Source organism: Hansschlegelia zhihuaiae, from assembly GCF_004103825.1.
GTDB classification, from domain to species: domain Bacteria; phylum Pseudomonadota; class Alphaproteobacteria; order Rhizobiales; family Methylopilaceae; genus Methylopila; species Methylopila zhihuaiae.
In genome coordinates, this window is the sequence record NZ_RYFI01000002.1 from 163,442 (window position 1) to 178,210 (window position 14,769).

The 14,769-nt window shown below is 70.0% G+C and carries 28 protein-coding genes; all 28 read left to right on the forward strand.

Annotation, left to right across the window (positions count from 1 at the left end):
• Position 1 precedes the first annotated feature (1 nt).
• The 28 genes from EK403_RS03065 (at position 2) to EK403_RS03200 (ending at position 14,769) form a co-directional block, all read left to right on the forward strand.
• The gene (locus EK403_RS03065) at positions 2–469 is read left to right on the forward strand and encodes a hypothetical protein (protein ID WP_128776033.1); all 468 of its coding nucleotides are present in this window, start codon (positions 2–4) and stop codon (positions 467–469) included.
• Positions 466–2,697 carry a DDE-type integrase/transposase/recombinase gene (locus EK403_RS03070; protein WP_128776034.1) on the forward strand — a complete coding sequence of 744 codons (2,232 nt, stop codon included), beginning with the start codon at positions 466–468 and terminating at the stop codon, positions 2,695–2,697. The genes EK403_RS03065 and EK403_RS03070 overlap by 4 nt, the downstream gene beginning before the upstream one ends.
• A 66-nt stretch (positions 2,698–2,763) precedes the next feature.
• Entirely contained in the window at positions 2,764–3,501 is a 738-nt protein-coding gene (locus EK403_RS03075) for an AAA family ATPase (RefSeq protein ID WP_128776035.1), read from the forward strand.
• The gene (locus EK403_RS03080; protein WP_128776036.1) at positions 3,498–4,118 is read left to right on the forward strand and encodes a hypothetical protein; all 621 of its coding nucleotides are present in this window, start codon (positions 3,498–3,500) and stop codon (positions 4,116–4,118) included. Before EK403_RS03075 ends, EK403_RS03080 begins: the two co-directional genes overlap by 4 nt.
• Positions 4,115–4,552, forward strand: coding sequence for a transcriptional regulator (locus EK403_RS03085; protein ID WP_128776037.1), 438 nt, complete (start codon positions 4,115–4,117; stop codon positions 4,550–4,552). Before EK403_RS03080 ends, EK403_RS03085 begins: the two co-directional genes overlap by 4 nt.
• A complete protein-coding gene (locus EK403_RS03090; RefSeq protein WP_128776038.1) occupies positions 4,549–4,905 on the forward strand; it encodes a hypothetical protein in 357 nt (118 codons plus the stop codon). Before EK403_RS03085 ends, EK403_RS03090 begins: the two co-directional genes overlap by 4 nt.
• Positions 4,902–5,489 carry a helix-turn-helix domain-containing protein gene (locus EK403_RS22145; protein ID WP_164919479.1) on the forward strand — a complete coding sequence of 196 codons (588 nt, stop codon included), beginning with the start codon at positions 4,902–4,904 and terminating at the stop codon, positions 5,487–5,489. The genes EK403_RS03090 and EK403_RS22145 overlap by 4 nt, the downstream gene beginning before the upstream one ends.
• Complete coding sequence (locus EK403_RS03100; RefSeq protein WP_245479474.1) at positions 5,486–6,142, forward strand: DUF3164 family protein; 657 nt, start codon at positions 5,486–5,488, stop codon at positions 6,140–6,142. The genes EK403_RS22145 and EK403_RS03100 overlap by 4 nt, the downstream gene beginning before the upstream one ends.
• Positions 6,143–6,153: 11 nt before the next feature.
• On the forward strand, positions 6,154–6,519 hold the full coding sequence (locus EK403_RS03105) for a hypothetical protein (protein WP_128776039.1): 366 nt from the start codon (positions 6,154–6,156) through the stop codon (positions 6,517–6,519).
• Positions 6,516–6,767, forward strand: coding sequence for a hypothetical protein (locus tag EK403_RS03110; RefSeq protein ID WP_128776040.1), 252 nt, complete (start codon positions 6,516–6,518; stop codon positions 6,765–6,767). The genes EK403_RS03105 and EK403_RS03110 overlap by 4 nt, the downstream gene beginning before the upstream one ends.
• Before the next feature lie 4 nt (positions 6,768–6,771).
• The gene (locus EK403_RS03115; RefSeq protein ID WP_128776041.1) at positions 6,772–6,975 is read left to right on the forward strand and encodes a hypothetical protein; all 204 of its coding nucleotides are present in this window, start codon (positions 6,772–6,774) and stop codon (positions 6,973–6,975) included.
• Complete coding sequence (locus EK403_RS03120; protein WP_128776042.1) at positions 6,972–7,526, forward strand: helix-turn-helix domain-containing protein; 555 nt, start codon at positions 6,972–6,974, stop codon at positions 7,524–7,526. Before EK403_RS03115 ends, EK403_RS03120 begins: the two co-directional genes overlap by 4 nt.
• The gene (locus EK403_RS03125; protein ID WP_128776043.1) at positions 7,523–7,933 is read left to right on the forward strand and encodes a hypothetical protein; all 411 of its coding nucleotides are present in this window, start codon (positions 7,523–7,525) and stop codon (positions 7,931–7,933) included. The genes EK403_RS03120 and EK403_RS03125 overlap by 4 nt, the downstream gene beginning before the upstream one ends.
• Positions 7,934–8,223: 290 nt before the next feature.
• Entirely contained in the window at positions 8,224–8,943 is a 720-nt protein-coding gene (locus EK403_RS03130) for a DNA-methyltransferase (RefSeq protein WP_128776044.1), read from the forward strand.
• A complete protein-coding gene (locus EK403_RS03135) occupies positions 8,943–9,470 on the forward strand; it encodes a hypothetical protein (RefSeq protein ID WP_128776045.1) in 528 nt (175 codons plus the stop codon). Before EK403_RS03130 ends, EK403_RS03135 begins: the two co-directional genes overlap by 1 nt.
• A complete protein-coding gene (locus EK403_RS03140) occupies positions 9,467–9,691 on the forward strand; it encodes a hypothetical protein (protein ID WP_128776046.1) in 225 nt (74 codons plus the stop codon). Before EK403_RS03135 ends, EK403_RS03140 begins: the two co-directional genes overlap by 4 nt.
• Entirely contained in the window at positions 9,688–9,921 is a 234-nt protein-coding gene (locus tag EK403_RS03145) for a MarR family transcriptional regulator (RefSeq protein ID WP_164919480.1), read from the forward strand. The genes EK403_RS03140 and EK403_RS03145 overlap by 4 nt, the downstream gene beginning before the upstream one ends.
• A complete protein-coding gene (locus EK403_RS03150; RefSeq protein WP_128776048.1) occupies positions 9,918–10,553 on the forward strand; it encodes a regulatory protein GemA in 636 nt (211 codons plus the stop codon). The genes EK403_RS03145 and EK403_RS03150 overlap by 4 nt, the downstream gene beginning before the upstream one ends.
• 3 nt (positions 10,554–10,556) lie before the next feature.
• Positions 10,557–10,772, forward strand: a complete 216-nt coding sequence (locus EK403_RS03155; protein ID WP_128776049.1) for a hypothetical protein — start codon at positions 10,557–10,559, stop codon at positions 10,770–10,772.
• A complete protein-coding gene (locus EK403_RS03160; protein WP_128776050.1) occupies positions 10,762–11,058 on the forward strand; it encodes a hypothetical protein in 297 nt (98 codons plus the stop codon). The genes EK403_RS03155 and EK403_RS03160 overlap by 11 nt, the downstream gene beginning before the upstream one ends.
• On the forward strand, positions 11,055–11,747 hold the full coding sequence (locus EK403_RS03165; RefSeq protein ID WP_128776051.1) for a DNA methyltransferase family protein: 693 nt from the start codon (positions 11,055–11,057) through the stop codon (positions 11,745–11,747). The genes EK403_RS03160 and EK403_RS03165 overlap by 4 nt, the downstream gene beginning before the upstream one ends.
• Positions 11,744–12,139, forward strand: coding sequence for a hypothetical protein (locus EK403_RS03170; protein WP_128776052.1), 396 nt, complete (start codon positions 11,744–11,746; stop codon positions 12,137–12,139). Before EK403_RS03165 ends, EK403_RS03170 begins: the two co-directional genes overlap by 4 nt.
• Positions 12,140–12,258: 119 nt before the next feature.
• Positions 12,259–12,951 carry a C40 family peptidase gene (locus EK403_RS03175; RefSeq protein WP_128776053.1) on the forward strand — a complete coding sequence of 231 codons (693 nt, stop codon included), beginning with the start codon at positions 12,259–12,261 and terminating at the stop codon, positions 12,949–12,951.
• A gap of 13 nt (positions 12,952–12,964) precedes the next feature.
• Positions 12,965–13,180, forward strand: coding sequence for a hypothetical protein (locus tag EK403_RS03180; RefSeq protein ID WP_128776054.1), 216 nt, complete (start codon positions 12,965–12,967; stop codon positions 13,178–13,180).
• 46 nt (positions 13,181–13,226) lie between these two features.
• Entirely contained in the window at positions 13,227–13,643 is a 417-nt protein-coding gene (locus tag EK403_RS03185) for a hypothetical protein (RefSeq protein WP_128776055.1), read from the forward strand.
• A 3-nt stretch (positions 13,644–13,646) separates the two neighbouring features.
• Positions 13,647–14,075, forward strand: coding sequence for a hypothetical protein (locus EK403_RS03190; protein ID WP_128776056.1), 429 nt, complete (start codon positions 13,647–13,649; stop codon positions 14,073–14,075).
• A complete protein-coding gene (locus EK403_RS03195; RefSeq protein WP_128776057.1) occupies positions 14,075–14,473 on the forward strand; it encodes a DUF2730 family protein in 399 nt (132 codons plus the stop codon). Before EK403_RS03190 ends, EK403_RS03195 begins: the two co-directional genes overlap by 1 nt.
• The gene (locus EK403_RS03200) at positions 14,470–14,769 is read left to right on the forward strand and encodes a VpaChn25_0724 family phage protein (RefSeq protein WP_128776058.1); all 300 of its coding nucleotides are present in this window, start codon (positions 14,470–14,472) and stop codon (positions 14,767–14,769) included. Before EK403_RS03195 ends, EK403_RS03200 begins: the two co-directional genes overlap by 4 nt.

A 14,769-nucleotide genomic window follows, 5' to 3' on the forward strand; every position in this document is an offset into this window, starting at 1 on the left:
GATGAACCGCCGCCGCGACACACGCACCCTCGACCTGCTCGCCTGGGAGCCCGCCTCGGTGGTCGCGGCCTATGCCGACGACGTCGCGGGCAAGGGCGCGCTCGACAACAGGATCGCGCGCCTTGTGTCGCGGGCGCTGCGCGACGCCAAGGACGATCACGGCTTGAGCCGCGACCAGGTCGCCGAGCTGATGTCCGGCTACCTGAAGCGCGAGGTGTCGGCCGCGCAGCTCGACCACTGGGCGTCGGAGGCCAACAGCGACCGGCGCATCCCGCTCGACGCCTTCGCGGCGCTGATCCACGCGACGGGCGCCGACCAGCTGCTCGGCTTCCTGCCCGGCCTGTTCGGCTTCGTCGCCGTGCCGGAGCGCTACGCGCATCTCATCGAGCTCCACGAGATCGAGGAGCATGAGACGCGCATCGCCGCCCACAAGGCCGCCCTGACGTCGAAAATGAGGGCCGCCCGGTGAAGGAGTGGCTGACGGCGAGGGAGATTGCGACTGAGGCGCTGCCGGCTCTACCGGAGACCGAGCGGGGCGTCCAACTGCTCTCGGAGCGGGAGGGCTGGAACGCCAGCCTTGCCTATGCTCGCCCGCGCTCCGGTCGCGGCGGGGGCTTCGAATACAATGTCGCGCTGTTCCCGACGCTCGCGCAGCTCGAATACAAGCGCCGCCATCTCAAGGTCGAGCAGCTCGAGCTCCCCATTCCGGCCTCGCTCGGGGCCGCGCCCGTCACCGACCGCGAGCGCGCCGAGCGCGACGCCAGGCTAGCGGTTCTCGCTGCGTTCGAACGGTTTTCGAAGGGCCAGCGGCTCAAGCCCGCCTCGCTCGCCCAGATCTTCGTCGCCCGCTACAATTCCGGGACGCTGCCCGTCGACCCATGGGTCCGGGAGCGGATCTGCAAGCTCTCGAAGCGCAGCCTGCAGCGCTGGCGTCTCGCCAAAGAGGCGAACCGGACGGAGAGCCTTGGCTCCGATCCGGGCAAGGCCCGCGCCGGCACGGGCCTGCTCGACGTCGCCAATGGCGGGCGGGTCCGCACCCACATCCTCGCGCTGATCGCGCATCAGCCGCATATCTCCGCGGCGAACGTCCGCAAGCTGGTGCGCGCGGAGTTCGGCGACGAGCTCGTCGGCCGCGACGGAAGCCTGCAGGCCGTTCCGCCGGTCCGCACCTTCCAACACGCGATCGCGGCGCTGAAACGGACCGAACAGGTCGCGCTGACCAAGCTCTCCAATCCCGACCGCTACCGGTCGACCATGGCCCCGCGCGGCGTCGGCGCGCTCCGGCACGTCACGAAGCCCAACCAGCTCTGGCAGATCGACGCCTCGCCGGCCGACGCCCAATGCATCGACGGCCGCCACGCGATCTATGTCTGCCTCGACGTCGCTCCGCGGCGGATCCGCTTCTACGTGTCGAAGACGCCGCGCGCCGCGGCCGTCGGCCTGCTGATCCGGCGCGCGCTGCTCGCCTGGGGCGTCCCCGAGACGATCAAGACCGACAACGGTTCGGACTTCGTCGCGGCAGAGACCAAGCGGCTGTTCGCGTCGCTCGGGATCGAGGCCGAGCTCTCGCCCGCCTACACGCCGCAGGCCAAGGGCCATGTCGAGCGGGCGATCCGCACCGTCCAGCACGATCTGATGCCGCTGCTCCCCGGCTATGTCGGCCATTCGGTCGCCGACCGGAAGCAGATCGAGGACCGCAAGGGTTTCGCCGACCGCCTCGGGGCCGACACCGCCGAGCTGTTCGGCGTCTCAATGACGGGCGCGGAGCTGCAGGCGCATCTCGACGCCTGGGCCGAGGAGACCTACGCGCACAAGCCGCATGCCGGGCTGAAAGGCGCGACGCCCTTCCAGGCGGCCGCCGCGAGCCCAGAGGCCCGCCGCATGGTCGACGAGCGCGCGCTCGACGTCCTGCTGATGCCGGTCGCGGGCTCCGGGGGCGTGCGCACCGTCCAGGCGACGGGCGTCAGGATCGACGGTCACCACTTCGTCCTCAAGGAGGCGCTGCCGGGCGACCGCGTGCTGCTCCGCATGGATCCGCTCGACGCCGGCCGGGCCTTCGCCTTCGACGTCAAGGACGGCCGGCATGTCGGCGAGGCGCTGTGCGCCGAGCTCGCCGGAATCGACCCCAAGAAGCTGCTCGCCGCCAAGAAGGCGATGACGGCCGAGATCCTCGAGCGGCGCGCCGGAGAGGCCAAGGCCGAGGTCAAGCGCCTGGTGAAGGGCCGTCCGCTGATCGAGCGGACGCTCGAGGTCGACCGCCGCGACGCGCCGAACGTGCTGGCCTTCCCAAAACCGGAGGTTCCGCACACGACGCCCGAGATCGCAGCGGCGCTCGACGTCACGCGCGAGGCCGAGGTCATCCCGCTCGACGAGCGCGCCGCCGCCATGCACGCGCAGCTCAAGGCCGAGCTCGAAGGACCGGCCCTTCCTGGACTCGCGCGCCTGGTCGAGGCCGCGGACGCCCGCGCGGCCAAGATCGCAGCGCGGACAGACCGCGTCGGCGGCAACGTCGCGGCGCTGCCCGAGAGCCCCAAGGAGCGCTTCCGCCGCGCCAAGGCGGTCCTCTTGGCGGTCGAGGCCGGCGAAGTCGTCGACACGCTCGATGCGGTCTGGGCCGGCGGCTACGCGCAAACCCCTGAATACCGAGCGCATCAGGGGATGCTGGATATCTACGGCGAGGAATATCTCGCCTTCTGAAACGCAAAGACCCCGGCGTGCAGGCCGGGGTCCGAAGCAGAGCGAAGTTCAAGTGAGGACGTGACTATGCAGACATTGCCCCCGGCCGACAAGCCCGCACCGCTCAAGAACGTGGCGAACTTCTCGACCCTGATCCAGACCGTCGTCGAGCGTGCGCCATACCTGCCCGGGCTCGCCTGCTTCTACGGCCATTCGGGCCTGGGGAAGTCGCGCTCGGCCGTCTTCGGGGCCGGACGCTACCGCGCGACCTATGTCGAGTGCGGCCAGTACACGAGCGCCAAGTCGCTGCTCGAATCGATCCTGAAGGAGCTCGGCGTCGCGAAGCCGCGCGGGTCGATCCCGAACCTGATCGACCAGGCGATCTACATCCTCGCCGCCGATCCGACGCGCCCGCTCATCATCGACGAGGCGCACTGGATCGCCGCCAAGCGGTTCGTCGACCTCGTCCGCGAGTTGCACGACAAATCGACCGCGCCCGTGATTCTGATCGGGGAGGAGACGCTCCCGAGGCAGCTCGAGGCCTATGAGCGCGTCCACAACAGGATGCTGGTCTGGCAGCCGGCGCTGCCCTGCGACCTCGACGATTTCTGGGCGCTCGCAAAGGCCACCAATCCCGGCCTGCAGATCGCCCCGGACCTCGCCCAGCGCATCTTGAAGGATACGCATGGCAACACGCGCCGGATCCTGACGAACCTCGCCCAGGCGGCTCAGATCGCCGCCCGGAAGGGCATCGAAACCGTCTCGAGCGACGCCATGGGCGCGCTCGTCGGCGTCGCGGCTCCCGCGCCCCGGAGGGCCGCATGAGCTCGCGGCGCAAGTCCGAGTATCACTCGGCGACGCTCGCCATTCCGGTCGGGCTCGAACGGATCTGGGCGGCGATCCGCAGCGTGAACGCCGACAGGGCCTCGGGCTGGTCGGTCCAGGACGTCGCGCACCGGGCGAAGTCCGACCCCCACATCGTCCGCCCCTATGTCCGCGGCCTGCGCGCCGCCGGCTATGTGAAGCTCGATAGCGAGCTGAAGGAACACGGCCGCACCACGCCGTTCTACCGGCTGGAGAAAACCTCGCGAGAGGCGCCGCGCGTGCGGCCCGACGGCCGCGAGCTTCCGGAGATCGGCCGCGAGATCCTGTGGCGCTCCATGAAGCTGATGAAGAGCTTCACGATCGCCGAGCTCGCGGCGGCCGCGGCCGAGGTTGCGCCCGGCCGGGTCGGAGCGGCGACGGCCAAGCGCTACGTGCTGGAGCTCGCCCGTGTGGGCGTCCTGCAGATGGCCGCGCCGGTCGCCGGCCGAGAGCCCGGCCGGTTCCGCCTCGTGAAGCCGCTCGGCGCGGCCGCGCCGCGGATCCTCGCCGCCCACATCGTCTTCGACCCCAACGCCGACGTGATCCTCGGGACGCCCGAGGCGAGGGAGGTCGTATGAAGCCGGGTCCCCGCGCAGGCGCCGCGGCGCGCACCGACTATGTCGCCAAGGCGAAGCTCGCCTGGGCGGGCTCGCCGCCCGACTGGATCCTCGCGCTCGCCGAACAGGCGACGCTGAGCTCCGCCAAGGCGACAGCCGCGCGGCTCGGCTATTCGACCTCGGTCATCTCGACGGCGATCGCCAACGTCTATCCGGGCGATCTCGGCCGGCTCGAGCAGAAGGTCCGCGGCGCCTTCATGGGCGCGACGCTCGACTGCCCGGTGCTCGGCGAGATCGGCCGCGACCGCTGCCTCGACGAGCAGAAGGAGCCGTTCCGCTCCTCGAGCGCGACCCGCGCGCAGCTCTTCCACCACTGCAACACCCCCGGCCGCTGCCCGCACTCGAAGAAGACGGCCGAGCTCACCGCCAGCGTCGAAGGAGGCGCATCGTCATGACCAGTCTGTTTTCAACGCTCGACGCCCTTCCGGGCGCCTGCTCCGACGCCTTCGAGCATCTCGCCGACCATTGCCGCGAGAACGCCGACCACGGCTTCGCGGTGTCGCCGCAGGACGCAAGAGAGCTCGTCGCGCTGTTCGACCGGCTCGCCACGCGCGCGCTGTTCGAGGAAGGCATCGTCGAGACCGCCCGGGCGCGCGCCAAGGCCGAGCGGGCGCTCGACGCGATCGCGATCGTCGAGGCGAAGCCCGACCTGGTCGACGTCGTCGCGCTAGAGGCCGCGATCGCGACTGGCCGCGTGGTGCTGTTCAACACGGGCGCGCGCCGCGCCCTCGGGGCGCGGCCGTCATGAGCGGGCTCATCCCCTATGCGGGCTATGACCGGACGGACACGATGTCCCGCAGTCTCCGCGCGGCGAGCGAGCACGTCAACGCCGAGCAGCGCTGGACGCCCGAGAAGGTCAGCGAGCTCAAGCGGCTCAAGCGCGAACGCCGCGCCTATTCGGAGATCGCCGATCGGCTCGGCTGCACGAAGAACGCGGTCTGTGGGAAGGTCCACCGGCTCGGGCTGCCGCCGGACGCCCGGAACACGGCGCCGGGAACGTCGCCGGTCCTGATCATCAGCCTCGTCGCCCAGTCGTTCGGCGTCACGGCCAAGAACATCCTCGGCCGCGACCAGAGCCGTCGCGTGTCCGAGCCCCGGCAAATCGCGATGTTCCTGTGCCGCCGGCTCACCAAGGCGTCTCATCGCCAGATCGCGGCGCGCTTCGATCGAAACCAAGCGACGGTCGGCCAGGCGCTGCTGCTGATGCGCTGCCGCTTCGCCGAGAGCGCCGACTTCCGGAAGTCGATCCGGGCCCTCGAGCGCTCCATCCGCGAGCGTTCGAGCCCGCTTCAAACCCCTGTCGAACACGAAAAAACGGAGACGGTCCGATGACCGATCACGACGACGACCTGGTGATGCCCGAGGCCGCGATCCGCGAGATCGACGGCGAGCGGCTGGTGCGCGACTCGAACGGCAAATGGACGCCGGTCGAGCACGTCAAGCCGCAGCACATCGACGAGGACCGCACAGTCCGCAAAATCATCGCCTACGCCAAGAAGCTGAACGCGGAGCTCGCCCGCTTCAAGCTCCACACCAAGGCGGACGTGACCGACTTCCAGGCGCGCCTCTCGGAGCGCTACGGCGGGCGCCGCGGCGGCGACAAGGGCAACGTCACCATCACCTCCTATGACGGTTGCCAGAAGGTGGTGATCCAGACCCAGGACACCGTCTCGTTCGGGGCGGAGCTGCAGGTCGCGAAGGAGCTGGTCGACGCCTGCGTCGCCACCTGGTCGGAAGGCGCGGACAGCAAGATCATCGCGCTCGTCCAGCACGCCTTCCAGGTCGACAAGGAAGGCCGCATCAACCGCGCGGCCCTGTTGCAGCTGCGGCGTCTGGACATCGACGACGACCATTGGCGCGCCGCCATGGAGGCGCTGAACGACGCCGAGAAGGTCATCGGATCGAAGGAGTACACGCGCTTCTACGAGCGGCCGAACTTCAAGGCGAAGTGGGAGCCCATCCCGATCGACCTGGCTTCGGCGTGAGGGGGGCGAGGATGATCCACGTCTCCACGCGGCCGGGACCGGTCTCGCGCATCAACACCGCGATCGTCGGCGACGTCGTCGTCGCCTCCTTCGTCTGCGCCTCGCCGGAGGCCGCGGCCGCGGTGATGAGCTCGATCGACGCGAGGCTCGCCGAGCAGAGCTTCGACTTCTCGCCCGTCGGTGAGCTGCCGGAGCCGGATCCGTTCCCGGCCGGCAGTCCGGTCGGCGTCCGCGTCCACGCCTGGGACGAGGGCGAGATGTCGATCGACGCCGTCGTGCTGCGGCGGATCTCCGACGACCGGCTCGAGGTCCGCACCCGCATGGGCCGGATCGAGCGCGTCCACCAGCGCGACCTGCGGGCGAGGCCGGTCCAGTGACGGCCTCGACCGGGCTCGATCCCGCGCCCGACGCGGCGCCGGCGAAGGCGGCGAATCCGGGCGTCCCGTCCGCGCCCCTCGAGGTCGTCGCCCGCGCGACCGGCCTCAAGGGCGCGCTCGCCGATGACGTCGCCGGCCGGATCGTGCTCGCCCTCGGCGAGGCCGGCTGGTGGTTCGTCCACGACGCCCAGCCGGGCAAGCGCACCGGCTATCGCGGCGGCCGCCCGGCGGTCGCGGGAGAGGGCTGAGCCGATGGACCTCGTGCTCGTCGTCTGCCTCGTCGCCTCGCCCGGCCACTGTCGGCCCGAGCGGCTCGCCTACAGCTACGAGGCGGCCGCGCCGCAGGCCTGCATGGCCGCGGCCCCGCCGATCGTCGCCGAGTGGACCGAGACGCATCCGGAGTGGTCGGTCGCGCGCTGGCGCTGCGAACCGCTCGAGCGGAGGGCGCGGCGGTGAGCTCGGCTCTGCTCGCCCGGATCGCGGAGCTCCAGGAGCGCAACGACGCGCTGGAGGCGGAGCTCGGCAACCTCCGCGACGCTCTCTCCGTCGAATACCGGATCTGGATCCCGGGCGTGCACCTGACGCGCCGCGAGGCGACGATGTTCGGCGTGCTGATGAAGCGCGAGATCGCCTCGCGTGAAGCGATCATGCACGCCCTTTATGGCGACGTCGACGACCGGCCTGAGGTCAAGATCGTCGACGTCCTCATCTGCCACGTCAGGCGGAAGATCAGGGGCTACAACGTCCGGATCGAGACGTGTTGGGGCATCGGTTTCTTCCTGTCGGCGGCCGCAAAGCGCGCGGTCGAAGCCGGCGAGGTCCACAGGGTCGACGCTGAGCTGCCGCAGGACTTTCCGCCCGACCTGGTCGAGCCCGAGCCTGTGTTTGAGCCGGAGCCGGCTCTTGAGCCGACTCCCGCGCTCCCCGCACAGCGTCGCAAGCCTCGGCCGACCGCCGAGAGGCCGCCGCGCTTCTTGTGGGGCGACGACTGGAGGCGCGTCGGATGACGGCCTCCCGGAAACGCTCCCGCAAGGCCAAGCCTGCCGTGGCCCTCATGCCCGGCGACCTGGTGTTGATCGGCACATTCGGGGTCTCCCTGCCGGGCGACTGGTTCCTGGCGAAGGTCGAGTGGACCGACGGCGTCGACGTGCTCGTCGAGCAGTACGGCCTCAGTGGCGCGGACCGGTTCCACCACCTCCATTCGGTCGAGGCGGTCCGCGCTGTCGGCGACCATGATTTCTTGCGCGAGGCCAAGGAACGCGCCCGCGTCGAGGTGAAGGAGTTGCAGGAAGAGGTCAGTCGGGCCGAGAGCGCGCTGGGCGCCGCTCGGGCCGCGGTCTGGCGTCGTCTCGACGAGATCGGAGTTGCTGGAATCCAGCGCTCCGGGAGTGGCGGGGAGGTCGACCCCGCATGAACGCGAATTCGACCCGCGGGGCTCAGCGCCAACCGGTCCCCGCCCGACAGAACAACAGTCACCGTCGGCCCCGCCGCTGCTGCGCAGCGCCGGCGAGGATCGACGCCCACTGGTTACCAGAGCGTGGAGAAAATTCTCTGCGGCTCGTGTCGCGCGCTGCTCTTCCGGGCGGCTCCCGGCGCGATCGCCGGCGTGCTAGAGATCAAGTGCCGCCGTTGCGGCGTCATCACCAGTCTGAGGCCCCGAGAGCCCGCCTGCGAACGCCTGGAGCGTCCTGTGAAGGACGAGTCATGCGTTCCGCGATCATCGGCTCCGCCACGCTCCTCGAGGGCGACGCGCTCGAGCACCTGAGGGCGCTCGCGCCCGGCTCGTTCGGCGCGCTATTCTCCGACCCGCCCTATTCATCGGGCGGCGCCTTCCGCTCCGACCGGTCGCAGTCGACCAGCTCGAAATACCAGACGTCCGAGCATCGCGGCCTCTACCCCGAGTTCCAGGGCGACACCCGGGACCAGCGCTCCTATCTGGCCTGGTCGACGCTCTGGATGCTGGCCGCGCGCCGCGCCGTGCGGCCGGGCGGCCTCGGGGCCGTCTTCACCGACTGGCGGCAGCTCCCGGTCACCACCGACGCCTTCCAGGCGGCCGGCTGGGTGTGGCGGGGCCTGGTCGTCTGGGACAAGACGCGCGCCGGCCGGCCGCAGCTCGGCCGCTACCGCAACCAGGCCGAATATCTCGTCTGGGGGACGAACGGGCCGCGCAAGCTCGCCGGCCAGGTCGCCGACGGCGTGTTCACCCACTGCGTGGACAAGCGGAAGCGCCACATCGCCGGCAAGCCGATCGCGCTGATGCGCGACGTCATGGCGATCATGGACGGGCCGGTGCTCGATCCGTTCATGGGCTCGGCCCCGATCGGCCTCGCCTGCCTCGAGCTCGGGCTCGGCTATCTCGGGATCGAGGTCGAGCCGGCCTATTTCGACATCGCCGAGCGGCGCCTCAGGGAGGCCGCGGGCTGATGGCGTCTGTTCACACCCTCCGCGAGCGCCTTCCTCGGCGCAGCCGTCATAGCGACGCTTACTTCCGCGACGAGCTCGCGCCCTGCGGCGAGGCGGGCGGCCTGGTCGCCGAAAAATGGGCTCCCTTCAGCGGTGAACCGGCGGACGTCAGCGATTGTCTCGTGGTGCGCCCGCGACCTTGGATCCTGACGATATGGGAACCGCTTGAGACGAACGCGCCGTCGCCGACCCTCGCGCGACCATACTGCTGCCTGCTCAACACCGTGATCTTCTACGACGCGCAGTATCGCAAGATGCTGTGGAGCACGTTTTACTGCGCGTCGACCGATCGGCTGCGTCGAGGCGGGGTGCTGGACTTCTACAGGTTCGACACCGTGAAGACCCGCCTCCTGTGTGAGCAGCCCGTTGTTTTCGAGCGCGAGACCTTCATTGTCGGCTGCGGCCGGGTCCTCTGGGCATCGCACGGCCGCGATCGCCGTCGCTGGTGGATGCGTCATCCCGCACGGCGCGCGGAGCGCCGCCCATGAGCGAGTGCACCCTCGGCGTGACCTGGTGGCAGGGGCCGGCGCCGACGCCCGGCGTCTACTTCAAGACCGCGCGCGGCCGCACGGCCTACGAGGTGCTCGCCTTCAAGGCTCGCCGCCCCGGCTCGAAAACCTACGGGACCGTGCGGTGCCGGCGTCTGCCGCCGGTCGAGATCCCCGACGGCGCGACCGTCTTCCTCTGGGAATGGAGCCGGCGCGGATGATCCAGCCTGCGACCCTCGCCGAGCAGCGCACCTCGGAAGAGGTGCGGGTCCACGAGATCCTGTGCGCCTCCGGACATTGGTGCTCCGCCTACATCATCGCGTCCCGCCTTGGTCTCTCGCGAGCGGCTGTTTCGCGGGCGATGCAGCGGATGAAGCGGCGCGGCCTGGTCGAAGCCGACGGGCATTGCTGGCGGGCGCTGACGCCCAGGGAATTGGGGCTGGACCAATGACCCAGCCCGCGTCCGGCGGCCAGATCCGCATGATCCACAAGCTCGCGCGCCAGGCCGGGCTCGACGAGGACATGCGCCGCGACCTGATGGAGCGCGAGACCGGCAAGCGTTCGGTCAAGGAGCTCGACATCCGCGGGGCGATCAAGGTCATCGACCGCCTGCAGGAGCTGCCGCAGGCGCGCGAGAGCCGCGCGCGCGGCGCCCTGAAGCTCGACGGCCCTTACGCCGGCAAGATCCGCGCGCTGTGGATCTCGGGCTGGCATCTCGGCGTCGTGCATGACCGCTCCGACACCGCGATGGTCGCCTTCGTCGAGCGCCAGACGCGGATCCAGAACTTAGCGTGGCTGCGCGACCCGGCCGACGCCCGCAAGGTCGTCGAGGCGCTCAAGAGCTGGCTTTCGCGGAAGGCCGAAGTGGCCTGGGGGGACGAGGACGCCTCCGGCCTCGGGGCGAAGCGAGCCGTCTATCTCGCCATCCGCCGGGCGCTGACGCCGCTCGGCGTCGATCCCAACCAGGTGGAGTTCCCCGGCCGCTACGGCCTTCCGCGCGGGGCGACGGACCTCGACGAGCTGATCAAGCGCGCCGGCGCGCGGCTGCGCCAGGCGCGGGCGGCGAAGTCGGGGGGCGCATGAGCCATGGAGCGCCTCGCCGAGATCGTCTCGCTCCAGTCGCTGATCAGGGCGCGCAGGACGGGGTGGCGGCGTCAGCCGACCTTCGAGCTCGAGGCGCGGCTTCGGCGGCTGATGCGCGAGCAGCTCGCCGCCGAAGTCGAGGCAGCGCAGCGCGCGGCCGCGCGGGAGCGCCGGCAGCCAGGATCCTATCAGAGGGAGCTCGAGCTCGATGAGCAGTGAGGGGGTGATGAAGGTCGGCGACGTCGCCTTCGCGCGTGAGCTCGTCAGCGACCATGCCGTGGTGCGCTTCCTCGAGCGCGCCTGGGACGTCGACGTCGACCTGATCCGCCACCAGATCGCGGTCGCCACGGCGCATGGCCGCGACGCGGCGGCGTTGCAGGGCTTCGAAAACTTCGACGTCGCCGTCGGGCGCGTACGCTTCGTGCTCAAGGAGGGACGGATCGTCACGGCGCTCGTCGACGAGCGGACGGGCGTGCCGCGGCTGAACCGGAGGTGCTTCCGGTGACCCTCCCGCGCGGCGCCCGGGCGATCATGGCGAGCCGGCGCGAGCCGCCGACGTCGCTCGACTTTTTCCCGACGCCGCCCTGGGCGACGCGCGCGCTCGTCGAATACGTGCTCGAGCCGAACGGCTTCGAGCCCAAGCTGATGCGGGCCTGGGATCCATGTTGCGGCGAAGGCCACATGGCCGAAACCCTCAAGGAGAGCTTTGGGGACGTCGAGGCTTCGGACATCTTCGACTACGGCCGCGGTTACCGCCTCGCCGACGTGCTCGAGACGGGCGTGATCTACGACAACCGCGCCGACCTCGTCATCACGAACCCGCCCTTCAACATCGCATTGGACATCGCGCTCGCGGTCCTCTCGCGCTGGCGCTTCGAAGGCCTCTTCCTGTTGATGCGCACCAGCTGGCTGGAGAGCGAGGAGCGCTATCGGAAGCTGTTCTCGTTCTATCCGCCCGACGTGTTCGCGCCGTTCGTCGAGCGCGTGCCGATGGTGAAGGGGCGCTACGATCCGAAGGCGAGCTCGGCGACGTCGTACGCCTGGATCGGTTGGATGAACCCCGAGACGTTCCGGGCGTCTGCCGGGCCCGCCATCACCTTCATCCCGCCCTGCCGCAAGCGCCTGGAGACCAAGGCCGACATCCGCCGCTGGTGCGCGCCGGCCGCCGCGCCGCTGTTCGACGGGGCGCCATGAGCTATCCCGAGCCGCCGGTGCCCGAGAATCTCGCGGCTTACGTCGACGCCATGGGGCGGCAGCTCGCCGTGCGGTTCCTGCTGCGCTTCGGTGGCGGCTATCTTGCTCTTTCGGCAAATCCGAGATCAGGATCGCCGGTCGTCGAGCTGATCGGCGAGCGCGCCGCCCGCGCGCTGTTCGAACGGCTCAGCGCGCGGTCCGGCCGATCGCAGGTTCGCGTGCCGACCGATCGGCGCTGGATCGCCCGGCAGATGAAGTCGGACAAGGCGTCGACCTCGGAGATCGCCCGCACCCTGCACGTCAGCGACGTGACGGTGCGGAAGTATCTCGGCGACGCCGATCCGGAAGGCCTGCGGGCCGCCCTCCGCGCCCGCCAGCTCCGGCTGTTCTGATCCGCGCCTCACAACAGGCTTGCGAATTACGGCCGCCCGCCCGTTCGGGCATCTCTGGTCGCGACCAGCGGCGATCGAGCCGCTTTCGAAACCCTTTCGAATCGCGCCGGAGCCTGTCGATGACCGAAGCCCCCTGGCTCGCCGCCGCGCGCAAGGATCTCGGCCTCAAGGAGATCGTCGGCTCCCGCCATGAGCCGCGGGTCGTCGCGTTCTTCGCCGAGTCGGGCGCCGCCTGGGTCAAGGACGACGAGACCGCCTGGTGCGCGGCCTTCGTGGGCGCGAAGCTCGCCGAGATCGGGATCTCGGGCACCGGCAAGCTCAACGCCCGGTCCTATCTCGACTGGGGCGCAGCCCTCACCAAGCCGGCGCCGGGCGCGATCGTCGTCTTCAAGCGCGGCTCCTCGAGCTGGGAAGGCCATGTCGCCTTCTATCTCGGCGAGACCGCGACCACGATCCGCGTGCTCGGCGGCAACCAGGCCAACGCGGTGACCGAGGCTGCTTACGCCAAGTCGAGCCTGCTCGGCTATCGCTGGCCCGCCGGCTTTGCGCTCCCCATCGGCGGTCCGGCCAAGCCCGCCGCGGCGCCCGGGCCGACCCTGCAGCTCGGCTCGAAGGGCGAGGCCGTGAAGTCGCTGCAGAGCGGCCTCAACGCGCTTGGCGCGAAGCCCGCGCTCGTCGTCGACGGCGATTTCGGCCCGATGACCCGGTCGGCCGTCATCGCCTTCCAGAAGGGCCGCCAGCTCGCGCCGGACGCCATCGTCGGGCCGAAGACCTGGACGGCCTTCGACACCGCCATCGCGCAGCTCGGCTGAGGAGGCCAACGCCATGACCCTGCAGGGTTCGAAGTCCAAGAAGTCGTCGCTCACGATCTGGGCGGGAGCTCTCGGAGCATTGGTGGGCATCGGCGGCGGAGCCCTCGGCTTGACCGTCACGGAAGCGGACGTGTCCGAGCTCGTGGGCGCTGGAGCGGCGATCTTCGCTGGCGTCGGCGGCGTCATTGCCGTGATCGGCCGGATCCGGGCCACCAAGACGGTCCGGTGAGGCCATGTACGCCCATGCGTCGCGCGCCGATCGAGCGGAGCGATCCATGACCCATCGCATCGATCGCGGTCTCGAAGGCGTGCTGCGCTTCGTCGGCTGGCTGTTCTCCCGGCCCGCGCTCGGAATCGACCTCGGATTGATGGCGATCGCCTTCGGCTGGGTCGCGGTGTTCATCGCGAACCCGGCCGTGCTCGACGCGACGCAGTTCGCGCTGATGAGGACGATCAATCGCGAGGCCTGGGTCGCCATCCTATCGATGATCGGCCTGGCGCACGCCATCGGCATGGCGAGCCCCTGGCGGCTGAAGGTGTTGCGCGTCGTCGCCCTGTTCGCCTCGGGATGGCTCTGGCTCGTGGTGGGGACGACGTTTGCGCCTCACCTCGTCACCGGGGCCCCGACCTACGTCACTATCGGCTTCGGAGCACTGATCACGGCCCTCTACGTCTCGCGCCTGCGCGAGTGAGCGATGGAGGCGTTCGCCGACCTATGGAATCTCGCTCAAAAGCTCGTCGGCGCCGGCGGCTGGCTGGCAAACCTCGCGGTCGCGATCGTCGGCGGCTTCGCGCTGCTGATGAAGATGCGGGGGATCGGCCGGGAGGATCGCGTCGGCGAGCAGCAGGCCAAGGCGGTCGAGCAGCAGGGATCGTTTCAGGAAAGGCTGCTCAAGGCGTTGGAACGGAGCGACGCCCGGGAGGCCCGGCTGTTCGAACGCATGGATCGGCTCTCCAGGGACAACGCCGTGCTGACCGCTGACGGCGCCGAGATGCGCGTCGAACTCGGTCTCGTGCGGAACCAACTGCGGAACGTCACCGCTCTTCTGCGCCAGGTGCGCGATGGGTCGGTCGCGCCGGGCGCCATCGAAGTCCCAGAAACGCCGGCGCCGGGAGCAAGTTGATGGAGGAGCAGACCCTTCGATCGGCGCTCGTGATCATCGTGGTCATCACGCTCTGCGTCGCCTGTCTCGGCGTCATGTTCGGGGTGTGGAACCGCACCGCCCCGAAAAGGGCGCTGGAGCGCACGGATCTTCGGGTGGCCGAGCTCGACGGGCGTCTCGACAAGATCGAGGACCGCGTCGTCGAGCTCGAAAGCCATGTGAAGCACCTGCCGACCAAGGACGACGTCCACAACATCGATCGCGGCCTCATCCACCTGACCGGGATCGTCGAGCAGCATGGCGAGCGCAGCATGGCCGTGCTGCGCAGCGTCGATCGGATCGAGAGCTTCCTGTTCAACCAGTCGCCGCCGCCGCTCGCGGCGCCGTCGATGACGACGCCTAGCAGGGAATCCGCATGACGACCGAATTCGCCCGCCACCTCGAGGAGGACGCCCGGCTCGTGATCCTGCGCGAGCTCTCCGCGCAGGTGAACAACACCCTCAACGAGTCGACGGTCACGGACGTGCTCGAGCTCTGGGGCCATAACCGTTCGCGCGAATGGGTCCGGACCCAGATCCGCAAGCTCGGCGAGCTCGGCGCGGTGCGCGTCACGGATCGCAACGGCTTCCTGATCTGCGAGCTCACCCAGGCCGGCATGGATCACGTCTCGCGGCGGAGCGTCATCGACGGCGTCAAGCGTCCCACCCTGAGGTGA

What these genes read in the sequence shown, in the direction of transcription:
- EK403_RS03065 (WP_128776033.1), top strand. Translation starts at nt 2, where the DNA reads ATGAACCGCCGCCGCGACACACGCACCCTCGACCTGCTCGCCTGGGAG.
- EK403_RS03075 (WP_128776035.1), top strand. Translation starts at nt 2,764, where the DNA reads ATGCAGACATTGCCCCCGGCCGACAAGCCCGCACCGCTCAAGAACGTG.
- EK403_RS03080 (WP_128776036.1), top strand. Translation starts at nt 3,498, where the DNA reads ATGAGCTCGCGGCGCAAGTCCGAGTATCACTCGGCGACGCTCGCCATT.
- EK403_RS03085 (WP_128776037.1), top strand. Translation starts at nt 4,115, where the DNA reads ATGAAGCCGGGTCCCCGCGCAGGCGCCGCGGCGCGCACCGACTATGTC.
- EK403_RS03090 (WP_128776038.1), top strand. Translation starts at nt 4,549, where the DNA reads ATGACCAGTCTGTTTTCAACGCTCGACGCCCTTCCGGGCGCCTGCTCC.
- EK403_RS22145 (WP_164919479.1), top strand. Translation starts at nt 4,902, where the DNA reads ATGAGCGGGCTCATCCCCTATGCGGGCTATGACCGGACGGACACGATG.
- EK403_RS03100 (WP_245479474.1), top strand. Translation starts at nt 5,486, where the DNA reads ATGACCGATCACGACGACGACCTGGTGATGCCCGAGGCCGCGATCCGC.
- EK403_RS03105 (WP_128776039.1), top strand. Translation starts at nt 6,154, where the DNA reads ATGATCCACGTCTCCACGCGGCCGGGACCGGTCTCGCGCATCAACACC.
- EK403_RS03115 (WP_128776041.1), top strand. Translation starts at nt 6,772, where the DNA reads ATGGACCTCGTGCTCGTCGTCTGCCTCGTCGCCTCGCCCGGCCACTGT.
- EK403_RS03125 (WP_128776043.1), top strand. Translation starts at nt 7,523, where the DNA reads ATGACGGCCTCCCGGAAACGCTCCCGCAAGGCCAAGCCTGCCGTGGCC.
- EK403_RS03130 (WP_128776044.1), top strand. Translation starts at nt 8,224, where the DNA reads ATGCGTTCCGCGATCATCGGCTCCGCCACGCTCCTCGAGGGCGACGCG.
- EK403_RS03135 (WP_128776045.1), top strand. Translation starts at nt 8,943, where the DNA reads ATGGCGTCTGTTCACACCCTCCGCGAGCGCCTTCCTCGGCGCAGCCGT.
- EK403_RS03140 (WP_128776046.1), top strand. Translation starts at nt 9,467, where the DNA reads ATGAGCGAGTGCACCCTCGGCGTGACCTGGTGGCAGGGGCCGGCGCCG.
- EK403_RS03145 (WP_164919480.1), top strand. Translation starts at nt 9,688, where the DNA reads ATGATCCAGCCTGCGACCCTCGCCGAGCAGCGCACCTCGGAAGAGGTG.
- EK403_RS03150 (WP_128776048.1), top strand. Translation starts at nt 9,918, where the DNA reads ATGACCCAGCCCGCGTCCGGCGGCCAGATCCGCATGATCCACAAGCTC.
- EK403_RS03155 (WP_128776049.1), top strand. Translation starts at nt 10,557, where the DNA reads ATGGAGCGCCTCGCCGAGATCGTCTCGCTCCAGTCGCTGATCAGGGCG.
- EK403_RS03160 (WP_128776050.1), top strand. Translation starts at nt 10,762, where the DNA reads ATGAGCAGTGAGGGGGTGATGAAGGTCGGCGACGTCGCCTTCGCGCGT.
- EK403_RS03170 (WP_128776052.1), top strand. Translation starts at nt 11,744, where the DNA reads ATGAGCTATCCCGAGCCGCCGGTGCCCGAGAATCTCGCGGCTTACGTC.
- EK403_RS03175 (WP_128776053.1), top strand. Translation starts at nt 12,259, where the DNA reads ATGACCGAAGCCCCCTGGCTCGCCGCCGCGCGCAAGGATCTCGGCCTC.
- EK403_RS03180 (WP_128776054.1), top strand. Translation starts at nt 12,965, where the DNA reads ATGACCCTGCAGGGTTCGAAGTCCAAGAAGTCGTCGCTCACGATCTGG.
- EK403_RS03185 (WP_128776055.1), top strand. Translation starts at nt 13,227, where the DNA reads ATGACCCATCGCATCGATCGCGGTCTCGAAGGCGTGCTGCGCTTCGTC.
- EK403_RS03190 (WP_128776056.1), top strand. Translation starts at nt 13,647, where the DNA reads ATGGAGGCGTTCGCCGACCTATGGAATCTCGCTCAAAAGCTCGTCGGC.
- EK403_RS03195 (WP_128776057.1), top strand. Translation starts at nt 14,075, where the DNA reads ATGGAGGAGCAGACCCTTCGATCGGCGCTCGTGATCATCGTGGTCATC.
- EK403_RS03200 (WP_128776058.1), top strand. Translation starts at nt 14,470, where the DNA reads ATGACGACCGAATTCGCCCGCCACCTCGAGGAGGACGCCCGGCTCGTG.